Genomic DNA, 17,003 nt, shown 5'->3' on the forward strand with positions numbered 1-17,003 from the left:
GCCGCGGCGGGCATGCGGGGCCATCTCCTCATCGTCGCCGTGGTGCTGGCGGCGGCCATCGCCGTCAGCCTGCTGCTGCTGCCGCGCGGCGGCGAACTGGCGCTGATGCGGTTCCGTGACCACGACTATGTGGCCGCGCGCGCCGCGTACGAGGCCCGCTACGCCGCCGGCGACCGCAGCGCCGCCACGGTGATGCCGCTGACCCGGCTGCACCGGGAGGAGGGCGACATCGACGCCGCGATCGCGGTGATGGAGGCGTTCGTCGCCGCCGAGCCGCGCCAGGTGGAAGGCTGGGAGCTGCTGGCGTCGCTCTACCGTTTCGCCGAGCGCATGGGGGACCACCTCGACGCGGTGGAGGAGATCGCGCGCCTGGCGCCGTCGGAGGCGGTGTTCCGCGAGCTTGCCGCGCTGCACGGCTATTACGCCGACCACGACGGTCAGGCCGAAGCGTTGCGCCGCCTGGTGGCGATCCGTTCCGACGAGGTCGAGGCGGCGGTGGAGCTGGGGCGCCTGCTGGCGGCCCGCGGGCGCTTGGCGGAGGCCGCCACGGTGCTGCTCACGGCCGACGACCGCGCCGCGGCGCGCGGTGACGGCGGGCCGGCGGCCGAGGCCTTCGACGCCGACTCCCGGGTGCTGCTGATGCACCTCCTGGTCGACCTCGACCGCACCGAGGAGGCGTTCGAGCGGGCCGGGCGCTGGCTGGCCGGTGCGCCGCCGGCGGGGGCCATCCTGAACCTGGTCACCACCTTGAGCGACAGCGGTCATCCCGACCTGGCCTACCGTCTCCTGCTGCCATTCGCGCCCCGCGCCGTCGGCGAGCCGGCCCTGGAGCTCACCCTGTGCGAGCTGGAATCGGCGCTCGGCCGGCCGGGCGAGGCACGGGCGCGGCTGGTGGCGTGGTGGGCGCGCGGCGCCGTGGGGGATGCCTGGCTCGGCCGCTTCGTCGCCGCTGCGCTCAACGCCCAGGCCCCGGGGCTGGCCCGCGACGCCGTGGCCGGGCGCGACCTCCGGCTGCTGGCGGACTGGGCGCTGGTCGGCGTCGCCGGTGCCGCGTTCCGCAGTGGCGACCGCCCGTTGCTCGACCGCCTGACCGCCGAACTCGGCGACGACGCCTTGGCGGCGCAACCGCTGCTGGCCGGCGAGATCGCCGTGTCGCGGGGTGACACGGCGCTGGCGGCGCGCTGGGCCCGGGCGCTGCTGGACGACCCGGCGTCCACGCCGGCCGACGCGCTGTCCGCGGTGCTGCTTCTGGCCCGTGCCGGCCAGCGCGACGGCGCGGCCGCGGCGTTCGCCGGCATCGCCTCGGCCGATCTGCCCGACGACGCCCTGGACGCCCTGGGCGAGCTCTACATCGCGTTCGACCGGACCGCCGCCGGCCTCGGCTGGCTGGCGGAGCGCCGTGCCGCGCGCCCGTCGCCGGCCGCCGACCGGGCCTGGGTGCGGCTGGCGGCCCGCGCCGGCGATCCCGCCGCCGGGGCGGCCTGGCTGGACCGGCATCCGGTCGCCGACGCCGCACTGCTGCGCGACCTGGCCGCCGCCGCCGGCGAGCGCGGGGACGCGGGGCTGACCCTGGCGCTGGCGGCGGCGCAGCGGCTGGCGGCGCTGGCGCCCGAGCCGGCCAACCGCCTGGCCCTTGGGGGCGCGCTGCTGGCCGCCGGCCGCGGCGGCGAGGCGGTGGCGATCCTGCGGGACGTCCTGGACAGCGCAGGGCCCGACGCCGTCGCGCTGTACGCGGCGGCCTTGGAGGCTGCCGGGGAGAGCGACGGCCTCGCCCGGTTCCTGTCGGAGCGCCTGGCGGCGGGCACCCTGGACGCCGCGCAGCAGGAGCGCATCGCCTATCGGCTGCTCGACCGCAAGGCCCACCGGGCGGCGTTGCCGGTGCTGCACGCCCGGGCGGCCACCGGCGCGGCGGAGTGGCTGTCCGCCTACGCCGAGGCCGCCGCGCTATCCGGCGAGGTCGACGCCGCCGCCTCGCTTCTGGCGACGGAGCTGCTCCGCCCGGGCCTCGACGACGCGGCGCGCGAGCGGCGGGCGTACCTGCTGATGGACCTCGCCCCGGCCCGCGCGGTGGAGCCCCTGGCGGGACTCGCCGACGCCGACCCCGCGCGCTGGTGGCCGTTGGCCGCCGAAGCGGCGCGGCGCGGCGGCGGCGCGGCGGCCGTCGCGGCGTGGCTGGAGCGGGTCCTGGTCCGTCCCGACCTGGCGCCGGCGGTGGCCGAGGCGATGGCCTACGCCCTGATCGACGCGGCCGGGCCACGGCGGGCGCTGCCGGTGCTGCGCCACTTCGCCGAGGCCGCCGTGGCCGGACCGTGGGACGGGCTCTACCGCGACGCGCTGGGCCGGCTGGGGCGGCGCGACGAGCTGCGCCGCCACCTCGCGGCGCGGGTCGCCGCCGATGGGCTGCCGCCGGCGGTCCGGCGCGAGACCGCGTTCGCCCTGCTCGACCTCGGCGACAAGGCGGCGGCGGAGCGGGTGTTCCGGTCGCTCGCCGCGGCCGAGGGGCCGGACGGCGCCGACCTGCGGCAGCTTCTCTTCCTGTGGGGCCCGCGGCCTCCCGAGGAGGCGCTGGGGTGGCTGGAGCGGCGGGCCCGGGGCGCCCGCACCCCGGCGGAGGCGGCGGGGTGGTACGCGCGGCTGGCCGGGCTCGGCGGGGCCCGCCGGGTCATCGCCGGGCTCGGCGGTGGCGGTGGCGGGGCGGCGGCGCCGGCGACGGCCAAGGCCGCGCTGATCGAGGCGCTGGCCGCGCAACGCGACGGCCCCGCCCTGGCCGCGGCGGTGCGCACGGCGGTGGCCGGCGAACGGGATCCGGACCGGTTGCGACGCTACGCCCGGCTGGCCGAGGGGCAGCGCCAGATGGCCGCCGCCGCCGCGGCCTGGGCGGCGCTGCTGGAGGTCCGGCGCACCGATCCGGACGCGTTGCGCCAGCTTGGCATGATCGCCTACGACGACGGCCGGCCGGGCGACGCCGAACGCCATCTGTCCCGGTACGTGTCGGGTGGCGGGGGCGACTACGAAGCCAACTATGTCCTCGGCGAGGCGCTCACCGCGGGGCGCCGCCCGGAGGAGGCGTCCGGGGTCTACCGCACGGCGTTGGCGCAGCTCCGGCGGGCCGGCGCCACCACGGACGCGATGCGGCGGACCGAGGCCAACCTGTTGAATCGTCTGGGCCGCGTCGACGATTCTGTGGCACTTTACGAAAAGCTGAATCGAATGCGGCCCGGCGATCGGGGGTTGCGGGCCGACTTCGCCGCCATGCTGATCGAGAACGGCCGCCTGGACGAGGCCCGGGATGTTCTGCGCCGACCGTAGCGAGGGGGGAGCCGCCGCCGACCCGCCGGCCACCCTCCGAGGCGGCGGGCGGTGGTGGGTGGCGTGCCTGCTCGTCCTGGTGCCGCTGTTGCTGGCCGTCGCCGTTCCGGCCCCGGCCCAGACGCCCCCGGCGGTGCGGGTGGACGCCGAGCGGACCGACCGGGCGGCGGCCCTGGTGCTGACCTGGCCGGGGCCGGTCGCCACGGTGGCGGACCGGGATGGGCGTGACCTCACCCTGCGCTTCGACCGCCCGCTCGGGGCACCGGCCTTGGACGCCATTCCCGGCCGTCTCGCGGGCTGGGTCGACAACGTCCTCTACGGCTATGATTCACTGCTGCTGGTGCTGGCCGAGCGTGTCGACGCCGCGGTCGAACCGATGGCCGACGGCGTCCGCATCGCCTTCGCCCCGGCCCCGGCGACGGCGGACCAGCGGCGCGCCGCGGCCGCGGCCGCGGCCGCCGCGGAACGGCGGCTCGACCACTACCGCGCGGTGACGCTGCTGGAGGCCGGACACCTCCTGCCGGCGCGCCGGCTGCTCAGCTACCTCGTGTCCGCCGATCCCGGCGACGTCGCGTCGGTGGCCCTGCTGGCGGACGCCGAGGCGCGCCTCGGCCGCTGGCGCCAGGCGCTGCGGCTCTACGGCCGCGCCCTGGAGCTGACGCCCGGCGCGCGCGGCCTGGTCCAGGCCCGGGCCGGCCTGCTGCGCGAGCACGCCGACCAGGCCCGCCTCGACGCCGAGGCGGTCTCCGTCAGCAACGGCGACGAACACCGGTCCCTGCGGCTCGCCGGGCGGGGTGAGCTGGGCCACGACACCGCCCTGGCCTACGCCCTGGAGCGCCGGGCGGTGGAACGCGGGGCCGACGGGGCGCCGCCGCCGCCCCGCTCCTTCGACGCCACCCGTGCGGAGCTGGCGCTGGTCCGCGACTGGCCGTCCCTGCAGCGCTCGCGGGCCGCGCTGTTCCTGGCGGACCGCACCGTGGGCGCCGGATTCGCCCACACCTGGCGCGGCGAGGACGGGGCGGCGACCACGGCGGAGATGCGGTGGAACGAGCCGTACTGGGGGCTCGTGGAAGGGGTCCGCGACGCCGGCCGGCGCCATCGCCTGGCGCTCGTCCACGAACGCACCTTCGGCACGCGCTGGTCGGCCGCGGTCGCCGTCGCGGGCAACGTCTATGGCCTGCCCGGCGACGCCGACCTCGTGCGCACGGCGAGCGTGGAGGCGGCGCTGCGCCACGTGATCACGCAGCGTGCGCCGCGGCTGTCCCTGGCCTACACCATCGATGGCGAGTACGTCGGCCGCGCGGTGGAACGCGCGGATGCGCTGGGCAACCTCGTGTCGCCGCTGCCCCTGGTCACCCGCGAGGTGCACGCGCTGCAACTCGTCGTCGAGGAGTCGCTGACCGATTTCGTGCGCTACAGCGTGCAGGTCGGCTACGCCTACGACCGCTACAACGCCGGCGCCCCCTTCGCCGCGGCGGAGCTGGTGTGGGATCCGCTGGACGCGGTGGAGGTCGGTGTGCGCGCCAGCCGCTCGGTGAGCCCGGCGCGCGGCACCCGCGACACGGCGGTGGCGGTGGGCGCCTATGTTCTGTGGCGCTATTGACCGCGCCGAACGGGAGGGAGGACGGAATGCAGGGGACGCACGGGGTCGACGGGGCGCGCCGTCGGGTGTTGGGGGCGGTCGCGGCGGCGGCCGCCGCGGGGGTGCTCGCGGCGTGCGGCATCGACGCCGGCCGCAGCTTCGTCAATCCGGAGGCGCTGCTGACGCCCGGCGCCAGCGTCGCCGTCCTGCCCTTCGAGAACCTGACGGCGCACCGCAACGCCGGGGTCATCCTCGGCGAACTGGTGACCACCGAGCTCTACCGGCTGGGCCGCTACGCCGTCCGCGAGAGCAGCGAGGTGCGCCATCGCCTCGCCGCCGGCAACACCGATCTGGAGCGGCTGACCGACACCACCTACGCCCGGGAGGTGGCGGGCACCCTGGGCGTGGACGCCGTGCTGGTCGGCAGCGTGTCCGAATACGGCTACCAGAACGGCCTGCGCGAGGACGCGGTGGTCGGCCTCAACGCCCGGCTGGTGCGCGCCGGCGACGGGGCGGTGGTCTGGGCGTCCAGCCTGTCGGAGGTCGGCGGCGGCTACTTCACCCGGGAGAGCGTCAACGAGGTGGCGCAGCGGGCCGTGGTCCGCATGCTGGCCGGCCTGCGCGCCGGCGGCGGCTGATCCCATGGTGACCGCTCCCGACACCGGCGCTCCCGACACCGGCCGTCCGGGCGCCGCGCCGACCGGCGCGGCGCCGCCGGGGCCGCGCCGGCTGCTGGGCGTGCGCGTCACCGCGCTGGCCGAGCTGGTGCTGTTCTTCGCGGTGGCGTTGGCGGTCGACGGGCTGGTCGGGGCGGGCGCCCGGTTCGAGGGCGTGCAGCCGCACCCGTTCTGGATCCCGGTTCTGTTGCTGGCGGCCCAGTACGGCACCGGCGAGGGCGTGCTGGCGGCGGTCGTGGCGACGGTGGCGCTGCGCCTGGGCAACCTGCCGGAGCAGCTCATCACCCAGGACGTCTACGACCACCTCTTTCTGCTCAGCCGGGACCCCATCCTGTGGCTGGTGGCGGCGGTGCTGCTGGGCGAGCTGCGCATGCGCCAGGTCCGCGAGCGGGACGCGCTGCGCGCCGAGCTTGCCGACGCCCGCCGCGACTCGGAGGCGATCACCGCCTCCTACCGCCAGCTCAAGACGGTGAAGGAGAGCCTGGAAACCAGGGTGGCCGGCCAGCTCCGTACGGTGGTCACGCTCTACCAGGCGGCCCGCGCGATCGACACCCTCGACGAGGGGGAGATCATGCTGGGCGTCGCCGACCTGGTGCGCACCGTGATGCAGCCGGAGAAGTTCTCGCTCTTCGTTCTCAACAACGGCGTGCTGGAGTCGGTGACCAACGAGGGGTGGGGCGGTGACGAAGGCTACGCCCGCTGGTTCGACAGCGCCGCCCCGCTGTTCCAGGCGGTGGTCGGCCGCCAGCGCTTCGTCTGCGTCGCCCGGGCCGACGACGAGCGGGTGCTGCACCGCGAAGGGGTGCTGGCCGGCCCGCTGCTCAGCGCCGACACCGGGGCGGTCGTCGGCATGGTGAAGATCGAGGCGCTCGGGTTCATGGACCTCGGCGTCAACAGCCTGGAGAACTTCCGCATCCTGTGCGAGTGGATCGGCACGGCGCTGGCCAAGGCCCGGCAGTACCGGGAGGCCAGCGAACAGCGCGTGTTCACCGCCGACGGCGCCCTCTACACCTCCGGGTACATCGGCCGCCAGGCGGCCTTCCTGGCCCAGCTCGGACGCCGGCTCGGCTTCGAGACGTCGATGGTCACCATCCGGCCGACCGGCATCGGCCGGCTCGCCGCGGTCGAGCGCCATGGCGTGGCGGCGGCGATCGGCCGCGCCGTGCGCGAGAGCCTGCGTGACACCGACCTCGCCTGCGACGTCGGCCACAACGGCCTGGTCTTCGGCGTCGTGCTGCCCGGCACGCCGGTGGAGCGGGCGCGCGTGGTCGCCGCCAAGCTGGAGCGTGCGGTGCGCGCCGCGCTGCCGCCGCACCTCGCCGACGTCGACGTCCGGTTCGAGGCGGAGACGGTGAGCGCGGGATGACCGACGACCGGACCGCGCCACCGCCGGCGGACGCCCCGCCGCGCGCCGGAACCGCCGGGCTGGTCGCCGCGGCGGGGCTGGCGTCGGCCGCCGAGACGGCATGGCTGGCGCTGGCGGTGGCCGCCCCGTCCGCCGCGGGCGGCGGCTGGACGGCGCTCGCCGGCCATGCCGCCACCGTGGCGGCGCTGGCCCTTTGGCTGCGCGGCCGGCGGCGCCGCGGCCTCGACCTGCGGCTGCCCGGGCTTCTGGTGGTGACGACGCCGGTCCTCGGTCCGCTGGGGCCGGTGTTCACGCTGGCCGCGGTGCCGCTCCACGCGGTCTTCAGCCGCTACGCCATGGGATTCCACGACTGGTACCTGTCGCTGTTCCCGGAAAGCGGGGTGGCACCGGCCCGGGAGCTGTACGAGCTCATCGCCTCGGGCCGCGAGCAGGCGCATCTGGCGGTGTCGGACTCCTTCACCGACGTGCTGAGCGTCGGCACACCGGCCCAGAAGCAGGCGGTGATCGCCCTGGTGGCGCGCTATTTCCGGCCGGCCTTCACGCCGGCGCTGAAGAGCGGGCTGGCCGACGCCGACCCCTCGGTGCGGGTCCAGGCGGCCACCGCCGTCGCCCGGGTCGAGCACGAGTTCAACGAGCGCTGGCAGCGCCTCGACCGTGCCGCCGGGTCCCACCCCGACGACGCCCGCGGCCACCATGAGCTGGCGCGCCACCTCGACGACTACGCCTTCTGCGGCCTGCTCGACGCCAGCCGCGAACAGGAGGTGCGGGCGAAAGCCCTGGCCGGCTACCGCCGCTGCCTCGAGCTGGCTCCCGACGACGCCGCCGTGCGCCTCGACCTCGGCCGGCTGCTGCTGCGCCTCGACCTGGTCGGGGAGGCCGCGGCGGCGCTGGAGCCGCTGGCCGCGACGACGGCCGAGCTCCGGTTGCTCCTGTGGTACGCCGAATGCCTGTACCGCCTGAACCGCTTCGCCGATCTGCGGGACCTGTGCGGGCGGCGCGCCGACCTGCTGGGGCCGGGGGCCGGCCAGCCCGACGCCGCGGCCGACGTGCTCTCCCTCTGGAACGGCGCCGGCGCGCCGGCCGGGGCCGCCCCGTGAGGAGAGGCGCCGGCGCCGCCGGAGACGCCCCGGTGGACGTCTGCCTGCTGATGGAGGGCTCCTACCCCTATGTGGCCGGCGGCGTGTCGACCTGGGCCCACGATCTGATCCGCGCCCATGGCGACCTGACCTTTCACGTCGTCGCCCTGGTCGCCGATCGCGCGCCGCGCGCGCCGGCCTACGCGCTTCCCGGGAACGTCCGGGGCTTCAGCCACGTCCATCTCCAGGATCTCGACGCCGGGTGGCGCTGGGTGCCGGGGATGCGCCGCTTGATGCGCGGCCTGGAGGCGCAGATCGCGCGCCTTCAAAGCGGCGGCGGCCTGGCGGAGATCGCCGCGGTGGCGGGGCTGCTGGCCCCGCAGCGGGGCCGTCTGGGACGGCGGGTGCTGCTGAACTCCGAGGAGGCGTTCCGCATGGTGGTGCGCCTGTGCGAACGGACCCTGCCCGAGGCGTCCTTCCTGGAGTATTTCTGGGGCCTGCGCGCCCTCATGGGCGGCATGCACGCGACCTTGCTGGCGCCGTTGCCGGTGGCCCGCGTCTACCACGCGATCTCCACCGGCTACGCCGGGCTGCTGCTGGCGCGGGCGCGCCTGGAGACGGGGCGGCCGGCCCTGTTGACCGAGCACGGCATCTACACCAACGAGCGCCGCATCGAGATCCTGATGGCGGAATGGCTGTTCGAGGGCGACGACGTCAGCCTCGCCGTGGAAAAGCGCAAGCGCGACCTGCGCGACCTCTGGCTCGACACCTTCGCCAGCTATTCCAAGGCCTGTTACGACGCCTGCGACCGCATCGTCACCCTCTACGCCGGCAACCAGGAGTTCCAGCGCCGCCAGGGCGCCGCGCCGGAGAAGCTGCAGGTGATCCCCAACGGCATCGACTACGCCGGCTACGCCGCCGTGCCCCGCGACACCGGCGAGCGGCCGCCGACCGTGGCCCTGATCGGCCGGGTGGTGCCGATCAAGGACGTGAAGACCTTCATCCGCGCCGCCGGGCTGCTGCGCGTCGACGTGCCCGACCTCAGGGCGCTGGTCCTCGGCCCGACCGACGAGGACCCGGCCTATGTGGAGGAGTGCCGGACCATCGTCCGCCACCTCGGCCTCGAGGACACGGTGGCCTTCGTCGGCCGGGTGCGCCTGACGGAGTGGCTGGGCCGCATCGACGCCATCGCCCTGACCTCGGTGTCCGAGGCGCAGCCCCTGGTGGTGCTGGAAGCCGGGGCGGCCGGCGTGCCGACGGTGGCGACCGACGTCGGCTCCTGCGCCGAGCTCATCCTCGGCGGCCCCGACGAGGAGCCGGCGCTGGGACCCGGCGGGGCGATCACCCCGCTGGCCTCGCCGCTCGACACGGCGCGCGCCCTGCGCGAGCTGCTGCTCGACCCGGCCTGGCACGCGCGCTGCGCCGGCGCCATCCGCGAGCGGGTGCGGCGGCGCTACGACAAGGTGGCGATCGACCGCGTCTACCGCGCCCTCTACGACGAGCACATCACGATGCCGGACCGACCACCGCCGGACCTCCCGCCGCCGGACCGGCCCGCGGCGGACGGGCCTGCGGCGGTGCGGGAGGAGGCCTGACATGGCGGGGATCGGCTTCGCCCTGCGCACGCTGGCGCGCCGCGACGACCTGCTGGGGGTGCTGCAGGGCTATGCCCACTCCGCCTTCATCACGTCGGGCCCGTGGCTGTTCACCATCCTCGCCCTGGGGGGCATCAACGTCCTGGGCGCGGGGCTGCTGGCGCGGGCGGAGCTGGAGCTGTTCCGCGCCGTCGTCATCTACAACTTCGGCTTCTCTGTGGTGCTGACCGGGCCGCTGGTGATGGTCGCCACCCGCCACCTCGCAGACGCCATCTACACCAAGCGGGTGGACACCGCGCCGGGCATGCTGCTGGCGACCCTGGGCATCGCCTACGCGCTGGCCGCCCTCACCGCCGGGCCCTTCTACCTGGTGTTCGCCGACCTGCCGCGGGCCACGGCGGTGGCCGCGGCGGTGGGATTCCATCTGGTGTGCGGCATCTGGGTGGTATCGATCTTCCTGTCGGCGCTCAAGGACTACGCGACGGTGACCATCGCGTTTGCCGGCGGCATGGCGCTCGGCATGGCGGCGGCCGTGATGCTGGGTGCGGTGGCCGGGGTGGCCGGGATGGTCTGGGGGTTCGGCCTGGGGCTGGCCACCATCCAGTTCGCCCTGGTCGCCCGCGTCTTCGCGGAATACCCGTACCGGGTGGCGCGGATGTTCGCGTTCCTCGGCTATTTCCGGCGCTACTGGGATCTCGCCCTTGTCGGGCTGGTGGCCAACATGGCGGTGTGGGCCGACAAATGGGTGATGTGGTTCGCGCCGGGCAGCCGGACGGTGGGCGGCGTCATGGCCATCCATGCCCCGTACGACAGCGCGATGTTCGTCGCCTACCTCACCATCGTGCCGGCACTCACCCTGTTCACGGTCAACATCGAGACCCGCTTCTTCGAGCGCTACCAGGCCTTCTACCGCAACATCCAGCGGCACGCCACGTACGCCCAGATCGCCCGCGACCACCGGCTGATCGTCGCCGCGCTGGTCGAGACCTCCCGCAACCTGCTGATCCTGCAAGGCGCGGTGTGCGCCGTCGCGATCCTCCTGGCGCCGTCGCTGGTCGGGATGCTGGGGCTGCAATACGCGCAGATCGGCATGTTCCGCTTCGGCGCCCTGGGGGCGTTCTTCCAGGTGCTGTTCCTGTTCTGCACCGTGGTGCTCGCCTATTTCGACCTGCGGCGGCGCAACCTCGCCCTTCAGCTCTTCTACCTCGCCGCCAACGCCGGGCTGACCGCGCTGTTCAGCGGCATGGGCTACGCGTGGTACGGTTACGGCTATTTCCTGGCCTCGCTGCTGGCCTTCGTCCTCGCCTACCTCATGGTCGGCGACGCCCTGCGCCGGCTGCCCTACATCGCGTTCGTGGCCAACAACCCGTCGGTGCGCTGAGCACGGGAAGGAGGATGGCGATGCCGTCGCGCAGCACCGTGCCCTGGCTGGCCCTCGCCGTGGCCCTCTCGGTGGCGGTGCCCGCCGCCGCGGACCGGCTGCAGCCGGAGCGGCCGGCCCGTGACCATCTGGCGCCCCTGCAGCAACCGCCGCCGCCGCCGCCGCCCGAGCGGCCGCCGCCGCGCACCCGCTTCGTGCGCGCCCAGGTCGTCTACCGCCTGCCGATGGATCTGGCCGAGGTGGCCGCGCCCGACCCGCTGCTGTCGCGGCTGTGCCGGCGCGGCGCCTTCGTCCAGGAACGCAACGGGTTCTACTGGGCCCGCACGCCGCAGCGCAGCTACGGCGTCGGGTTCGCCAGCGGCGCGAACCTCCTCGACCCGCAGGACCAGCGCCGCCCCGGCAAGGTCTACTTCTTCCAGAACCCGGACGCCCGCTGCACGGTGTGGGTCGCCGACCAGGGGCCGCTGATGCCCCACTATGTGGGGCCGCGGCGGTAGCGGGTCAGCCGGCCAGGGCCGCCTCGACCCGCTCGCAGATGTAGTGGTAGAGGCAGATGTGGACCTGCTGGATGAGCGGCGTGGAGCGCGACGGCACGTCCAGAAGGACGTCCGCCGCCGCCGCCATCCTGCCACCGCCCTCGCCGGTCAGGGCGATGGTCGCCATGCCGGACTCGCGCGCCGCCGCGAAGGCGGCGAGCACGTTGGCGGAGTTGCCGCTGGTGGAGATCCCCAGCACCACGCCGCCCGGCTCGCCGTACGCCTCGACCTGGCGGGAGAACACGGTGTCGTAGGAGTAGTCGTTGGACCAGGCGGTGAGCACCGCCGGGTTGGAGGACAGGCAGATCGCCTTGAGCCCGCGGCGCTCCTTGAGGAACCGGCCGACCAGTTCGCCGGTGATGTGCTGGGCGTCGGACGCCGAGCCGCCGTTGCCGCACACCAGCAGCGCCCGGTTGCGGCCGAGGGCGCCGGCGATCGCGTCGATCGCCGCCTCCACGCGGGCGGCGTCCAGCGTCTCCATGGTGCGCTGCAGCACCGCGGCGGAACGCTGAAGGTAGTCCATGTACGACGGGGCGGAAGCCGTCATGGCGGGCAGGCCTTTCCGGATGCGGGGATCGGCCGGAAATCTCTCAGAACGGGCGGTCGATGGCAAGCGTCAAACCGTGCGGAATCCTCGGCCGGCGGCGGCCGCGGGGGCGGGAAGGGGCGGGTGCCGGCAAATGCGTTCACCCCGCCGTTTGGTGCACCTCCCTTGTGCTCGGCACCGTATCCAATGTAGAGATTTGATCATGCTGCTCAGCCGAGAGTGCAGGGAGCGACCGTGGACACCGAACCCGAACTTGCCACCAAGACGGATGACACGTCGCTTCCGGCACTGGTGCAGATCGCCGCGACGCGCGGCGTGCATCTTCCTGACGGCACGATCCGGCGGGACCATCCCGCCGAAAGCGGCCAGTACTCCTTCCGCCACCTCGCCCGCATCGCCGAGCGCTACGGACTGAAGGCCCGCGTCGCGACCATGCGGTGGAGCCACCTCGCCACGCTGGGCAAAGCGTTCCCGGCGGCGCTGCGGATGCGCAACGGCGGGACGATGATCCTGGTCGGGTTCCGCTCGGCCGGCCCGTTCCCCGTCGCCATGCTGCGCGATCCGCTCGACCCGGACCACTCGCTGATCTCGGTTGACGAGGTCCGGCTGTCCGAAGCCTGGAGCGGCGAGATCCTGCTCGTCAAGAAGCGCTACAAGACGCGTGAGGTCGATCAGCCCTTCGGCCTGGCGTGGCTGATGCTCCAGGTCCTGCGCGAGAAGAGGATTTTCCGGGACATCGCAATCTCGGCCTTTTTCCTGAGCGTCTTCTCGATCGCGCCCATCTTCATCCTGATGGTGGTCGCCGACAAGGTGCTGACCTACCAGAGGATGTCGACGCTGGCGGTGCTGGCCGTGGTGGTCGTGTTCATCCTCGTCTTCGATACGGCGTTCGGGTACATCAGGCGGTATCTTCTGGCCGTGGGCTCGGCCCGCATCGACGCGCGGATCAGCGTGTACGTGTTCAATCGCCTGATCGGCCTGCCGATCGACTTCTTCGAGCGCCGGCCGACCGGCGAGATCGTCTACAAGATCAGCGAGGTCTGGCGCATCCGGAACTTCCTGACCGGCGAGCTGTTCGCGTCCGTGCTGGATCTCGCGCTGCTGGCGGTCATCCTTCCCCTGATGTTCTGGCTGAGCCCCCTGCTCACCTTCATCGCCCTGGGCATCGGCGTGCTGATGTGCCTGGTGGTGGTGGCCTACATCAAGCCGCTGGGGCGAGCCTACGAGAGGGTGATCGCCGCCGAGACGGTCAAGAACGCGTTCCTGATCGAGAACATCCACGGCATCCGGACCATCAAGTCCCTGGCCGTGGAGGAGCATCGCCGCACCGAATGGGATGCCCGGGTGGCCAACGCGGTGCGCGCCCGCACGGCGCTGCAGCTGCTCTCCAACCAGCCGGAAACCATCCTCCAGCCCCTCGAGAAGGCGATCTACTCGGGCACCCTGGTGGTCGGCGCGTACATGGCGATCTCCGGCTCCAGCACGGTGAACATCGGCACCCTGGTGGCGATCACCATGCTGGCCAGCCGCCTGGTCCATCCCTTCGTCCAGATGGCGCACCTGCTCCAGCAGTACCAGGAGGTGCGCGGCGCCCTGGCCATGGTCGCCTCGATGGTCAATTCCGAGCCGGAGCAGCCGGCGGGGCGGCGCGGCGTGCAGCCGACCATCACCGGCAACGTCGAGTTCCACGACCTGCGGTTCCGCTACCCCGGCGCCGACGTGCCCGCCCTCGACGACCTGAGTTTCACCATCCCCCGCGGCAAGATGGTCGGCATCATGGGGCGCAGCGGGTCGGGCAAGACGACGGTGACGCGGCTGCTCCAGGGCTTGCACCGCAACTACGAGGGCCTGATCAAGATCGACGGCGTGGACCTGCGCGAGATCGACCTGTCGCACCTGCGCTCCCACATCGGCGTCGTGCTGCAGGACAACTTCCTGTTCACCGGGACGATCCGGGAGAACATCATGGCGGCCAACCTGGGCGCCTCGCTGGACGACGTCATCCGGGCCGCCCGCATGGCCGGCGCCGAGGAGTTCATCGACCGCCTGCCGATGGGGTACGAGACGCGGATCGAGGAGGGCTCGTCCAACCTCTCCGGCGGGCAGCGCCAGCGCATCGCCATCGCCCGGGCGCTGCTCGTCGATCCCAAGGTGCTGATCCTCGACGAGGCGACCAGCGCCCTCGACCCGGACAGCGAGGCCATCGTCAGCGCCAACCTTCAGCGCATCGCCAAGGGCCGCACGGTCATCATCATCTCCCATCGCCTGGCCTCGCTGGTGTCGTGCGACAGCATCATGGTGATGGAGCGCGGGAAGCTGGCGGACATGGGAACCCACCGCGAGCTGCTGCGGCGCTGCCAGATCTACAGCCATCTCTGGACCCAACAGAACCGTCACATTGCATAGGGGCGCGCCATGGCCCGCACCGCGAAGCGCAACCGCGCCGAAGACTACGCCGCCAAGGCCATCGCCGAGTTCCAGAGCGAGACGGCGGAGATCACCGCGGCCCCCGATCCGCGGACGCTGCGGGCCACCACCTTCGTCCTGGTCGCCATGGTGGTGTCGGCGTTCGTCCTGATGTACACGCTGCCCCTGGAGCGGGTGGTGGTGGCCAGTGGACGGGTCGTGTCGGAATCGCCGACGCTCCTGGTGCAGCCGCTGGAAGCCTCCATCGTGCGGGGCATCCACGTCCGCCCCGGGCAGCGGGTCAAGAAGGGCGACCTCCTGGCCACGCTCGACCCCACCTTCTCCGGCGCCGACCTGGCCTCGTTCCGGAAGGACACCGAGCGGCTCGCGGCGGAGATCGCCCGTCTGGAGGCGGAATGGGAAGAGCGGGGGTTCGCCGCCCGGGAGGACTCGCCGTACTGGGCGCTCCAGCTCTCCATCTGGAAGGCGCGGCAGGCCGAGTACAAATCGACGATGAGCCGCTCGCAGCAACTGATCGACAGCGCCGAACTGACGATCGCCAGGGCGACCGAGGACGTGAAGCACTTCCGCACGCGCCTGCGCCTGGCGTCCAGCGTGGAAGAGATGCGCAAGGACCTCGAGCGCAGCCAGGTCGGCAGCCGCCTGAACTCCCTGATCGCCGAGGACGGGCGCGTCGAGATGGCGCGCCACCTCGCCGAGGCGGAGGGTCTGATCCGGGCGGCGAACAACGACCTCGAGGTGCAGAAGGCCGAGCGGGAGCTCTTCGTCCAGAAATGGAAGGGGGAGATCGTCAAGAACCTGCTCGACCGCCGCTCGGAATACGAGACGGTGCAGGAGCAGCTGGCCAAGGCGGAGCGGCGCTGGGAAATGGTGGACCTGCGCGCCATGGAGGACGCCGTGGTGCTGGACGTCGGCAATTTCTCGGCCGGTTCGGTCGTCCGCCAGGCCGACAAGCTGGTGACGTTGGTGCCCCTGGAAGGCGAATACTACGCCGAGGTCGACATCGACGCGGCCGACCAGGGATTCGTCCAGCCGGGCCAGCTGGTCAAGATCAAGTTCGCCGCGTACCCCTTCATCAAGCACGGCACCGGCAACGGGATCGTGCGGACCATCAGCGCCGATTCCTTCTCGCGCTCGGAGGACAGCCGCGACATCCAGAAGACGCGGCTGCCCGAACGCTTCTACCGGGCGCGCATCGACGTGGTCGACCTGCAGCTCCGCTACGTGCCCGACGAGTTCCGCTTGATACCGGGCATGCCGCTGGACGCCGACATCGTGGTTGGCGAACGCACCCCTCTCACCTATGTGCTCGAGGGGGCGATGCGGAGCACCGCGGAGGGGCTGCGCGAGCCCTGACGATGGCCTTGACCCGACGATTGCCATGAAAGGAAACGGTGTGGGGCGCTGGTCCTGGTTGCCGGGTGTGTCCCGTGGGCCGAACGCCCACCACGCCCGCGGGGTGAGGGCGTTCGCCAAGCGCCGCTGGGCGGTCGCGGCGGCGGCCTGGAAGACGGCCGCCGAGGCCGGCCACGCGGAGGCCGCGCTGGCGCTGGCCGACATGTACGCCCACGGCAACGGGGTGCTGCGCAGCCTTGTCGACGCAAAGCGCTGGTACGAGGTCGCGGCGGAGGCCGGCGAGGCCCGGGCCCAGGTCCGCCTGGCGGAGATGTACGCGTCGGGCTTCCACTCGGCGACCGGCCGCCTGTCGGAGAGCGCGGTGGCGGCGCTGCTTCCCAACGGCACGGCGCTGGCGCGCGACGACGCGATGGCGCGGCGCTGGGCCCTGGCCGCCGCCGAGCAGGGCGAGCCGGCGGCGCAAGCCCTGCTCGGCTACCTCCTCGCGGCGGGGCGGGGCGGGGCGGCGGACCATGCCGCGGCGGCCGGCTGGTACGAACGGGCGGCGGAGCAGGGCGTCTCGCGCGCCCAACTCGGCCTCGGCGTGCTGCTGGCCGGCGAGTACCTGGGTCCCCCCGATCACGAGCGCGCCCGTGTCTGGCTGATGAGGGCGGTCGAGCAGGGCAACGCGACGGCGATGTACTATGTGGGCGTCCTGTTCCAGAAGGGGCTGGGCGTCGACCAGGACGTCGGCCACGCCGTCACCTGGTTCGCCCGCGCGGCGGAGGCCGGCAGCGTGGAGGGCCAGCGCGCGCTGGGGCAGGCCCATCTTGCCGGGGCGGGGGTCGCTCGCGACCACGAAAAGGCGGAGACCTGGCTGAAACGGTCGGCCCGTGGCGGCGACGCCGACGCCATGGCGCTGCTCGGCCATCTCTACGGCGAGGCGCGCGACACGGCGCGATCGCTGGAGTGGTACCGGGCCGCGGCGGCGCGCGGGCACAAGGCGGGACAGGCGGCGGTGGCCAGGGCGCTGGAGCCGGGACCCCGCAACGGTCCGGCCACGGGGCTCCCGCCGGGCGAGGGCGGGGGCGGCGGCGATGGGCCGCGACACGATGCGGCGGCGAGGAGGTGAGATGGCGGCGACCACCGAAGAGGGCGACCGGAACGGCGGG

Annotated in this window: 12 protein-coding genes; 11 read left to right on the forward strand and 1 reads right to left on the reverse strand. The window is 73.6% G+C overall.

Annotated elements, in window-relative coordinates:
* Positions 1 to 12 precede the first annotated feature (12 nt).
* Genes AC6H2I_RS18425 through AC6H2I_RS18460 form a run of 8 tightly spaced genes read left to right on the forward strand, consistent with a single transcriptional unit; the run spans position 13 to position 11,483 of the window.
* Positions 13 to 3,309: a tetratricopeptide repeat protein gene (locus AC6H2I_RS18425; protein WP_497502143.1), complete on the forward strand. Its 3,297-nt coding sequence runs from the start codon at positions 13 to 15 to the stop codon at positions 3,307 to 3,309.
* A complete protein-coding gene (locus AC6H2I_RS18430) occupies positions 3,290 to 4,912 on the forward strand; it encodes a tetratricopeptide repeat protein (RefSeq protein WP_497502144.1) in 1,623 nt (540 codons plus the stop codon). Before AC6H2I_RS18425 ends, AC6H2I_RS18430 begins: the two co-directional genes overlap by 20 nt.
* A gap of 26 nt (positions 4,913 to 4,938) precedes the next feature.
* Positions 4,939 to 5,529 carry a hypothetical protein gene (locus AC6H2I_RS18435; RefSeq protein WP_497502145.1) on the forward strand — a complete coding sequence of 197 codons (591 nt, stop codon included), beginning with the start codon at positions 4,939 to 4,941 and terminating at the stop codon, positions 5,527 to 5,529.
* A gap of 4 nt (positions 5,530 to 5,533) precedes the next feature.
* Positions 5,534 to 6,934 (forward strand): GAF domain-containing protein, encoded by a 1,401-nt coding sequence (locus AC6H2I_RS18440; RefSeq protein ID WP_497502146.1) that lies wholly within the window; start codon positions 5,534 to 5,536, stop codon positions 6,932 to 6,934.
* Positions 6,931 to 8,031, forward strand: coding sequence for a tetratricopeptide repeat protein (locus AC6H2I_RS18445; RefSeq protein WP_497502147.1), 1,101 nt, complete (start codon positions 6,931 to 6,933; stop codon positions 8,029 to 8,031). The genes AC6H2I_RS18440 and AC6H2I_RS18445 overlap by 4 nt, the downstream gene beginning before the upstream one ends.
* A gap of 32 nt (positions 8,032 to 8,063) precedes the next feature.
* The gene (pelF, locus tag AC6H2I_RS18450) at positions 8,064 to 9,605 is read left to right on the forward strand and encodes a GT4 family glycosyltransferase PelF (RefSeq protein WP_497502148.1); all 1,542 of its coding nucleotides are present in this window, start codon (positions 8,064 to 8,066) and stop codon (positions 9,603 to 9,605) included.
* A 1-nt stretch (position 9,606) separates the two neighbouring features.
* Positions 9,607 to 10,986: an exopolysaccharide Pel transporter PelG gene (gene pelG / locus AC6H2I_RS18455; RefSeq protein ID WP_497502149.1), complete on the forward strand. Its 1,380-nt coding sequence runs from the start codon at positions 9,607 to 9,609 to the stop codon at positions 10,984 to 10,986.
* A 20-nt stretch (positions 10,987 to 11,006) separates the two neighbouring features.
* Entirely contained in the window at positions 11,007 to 11,483 is a 477-nt protein-coding gene (locus tag AC6H2I_RS18460) for a DUF8265 family protein (protein ID WP_497502150.1), read from the forward strand.
* Positions 11,484 to 11,487: 4 nt separating this feature from the next.
* Here the strand turns inward: AC6H2I_RS18460 and AC6H2I_RS18465 are convergent, their stop codons facing one another.
* Complete coding sequence (locus AC6H2I_RS18465; RefSeq protein ID WP_497502151.1) at positions 11,488 to 12,069, reverse strand: D-sedoheptulose-7-phosphate isomerase; 582 nt, start codon at positions 12,067 to 12,069, stop codon at positions 11,488 to 11,490.
* Between the two features lie 234 nt (positions 12,070 to 12,303).
* On the opposite strand from AC6H2I_RS18465, the gene AC6H2I_RS18470 reads away from it, so the two are divergent.
* The 3 genes from AC6H2I_RS18470 (at position 12,304) to AC6H2I_RS18480 (ending at position 16,963) form a co-directional block, all read left to right on the forward strand.
* The gene (locus tag AC6H2I_RS18470; RefSeq protein WP_497502152.1) at positions 12,304 to 14,475 is read left to right on the forward strand and encodes a peptidase domain-containing ABC transporter; all 2,172 of its coding nucleotides are present in this window, start codon (positions 12,304 to 12,306) and stop codon (positions 14,473 to 14,475) included.
* 9 nt (positions 14,476 to 14,484) lie between these two features.
* Complete coding sequence (locus tag AC6H2I_RS18475; protein WP_497502153.1) at positions 14,485 to 15,852, forward strand: HlyD family type I secretion periplasmic adaptor subunit; 1,368 nt, start codon at positions 14,485 to 14,487, stop codon at positions 15,850 to 15,852.
* 67 nt (positions 15,853 to 15,919) lie between these two features.
* Complete coding sequence (locus AC6H2I_RS18480) at positions 15,920 to 16,963, forward strand: tetratricopeptide repeat protein (protein WP_497502154.1); 1,044 nt, start codon at positions 15,920 to 15,922, stop codon at positions 16,961 to 16,963.
* Positions 16,964 to 17,003 lie beyond the last annotated feature (40 nt).

It is taken from the genome of Azospirillum sp. NS33, from assembly GCF_059703765.1.

Excerpts from the sequence above, each read along its gene's own strand:
- AC6H2I_RS18425 (WP_497502143.1), top strand. The coding sequence starts at position 13 with ATGCGGGGCCATCTCCTCATCGTCGCCGTGGTGCTGGCGGCGGCCATC.
- AC6H2I_RS18435 (WP_497502145.1), top strand. The coding sequence starts at position 4,939 with ATGCAGGGGACGCACGGGGTCGACGGGGCGCGCCGTCGGGTGTTGGGG.
- pelG (WP_497502149.1), top strand. The coding sequence starts at position 9,607 with ATGGCGGGGATCGGCTTCGCCCTGCGCACGCTGGCGCGCCGCGACGAC.
- AC6H2I_RS18475 (WP_497502153.1), top strand. The coding sequence starts at position 14,485 with ATGGCCCGCACCGCGAAGCGCAACCGCGCCGAAGACTACGCCGCCAAG.
- AC6H2I_RS18430 (WP_497502144.1), top strand. The coding sequence starts at position 3,290 with ATGTTCTGCGCCGACCGTAGCGAGGGGGGAGCCGCCGCCGACCCGCCG.
- AC6H2I_RS18445 (WP_497502147.1), top strand. The coding sequence starts at position 6,931 with ATGACCGACGACCGGACCGCGCCACCGCCGGCGGACGCCCCGCCGCGC.
- AC6H2I_RS18440 (WP_497502146.1), top strand. The coding sequence starts at position 5,534 with ATGGTGACCGCTCCCGACACCGGCGCTCCCGACACCGGCCGTCCGGGC.
- AC6H2I_RS18465 (WP_497502151.1), bottom strand. The coding sequence starts at position 12,069 with ATGACGGCTTCCGCCCCGTCGTACATGGACTACCTTCAGCGTTCCGCC.
- AC6H2I_RS18460 (WP_497502150.1), top strand. The coding sequence starts at position 11,007 with ATGCCGTCGCGCAGCACCGTGCCCTGGCTGGCCCTCGCCGTGGCCCTC.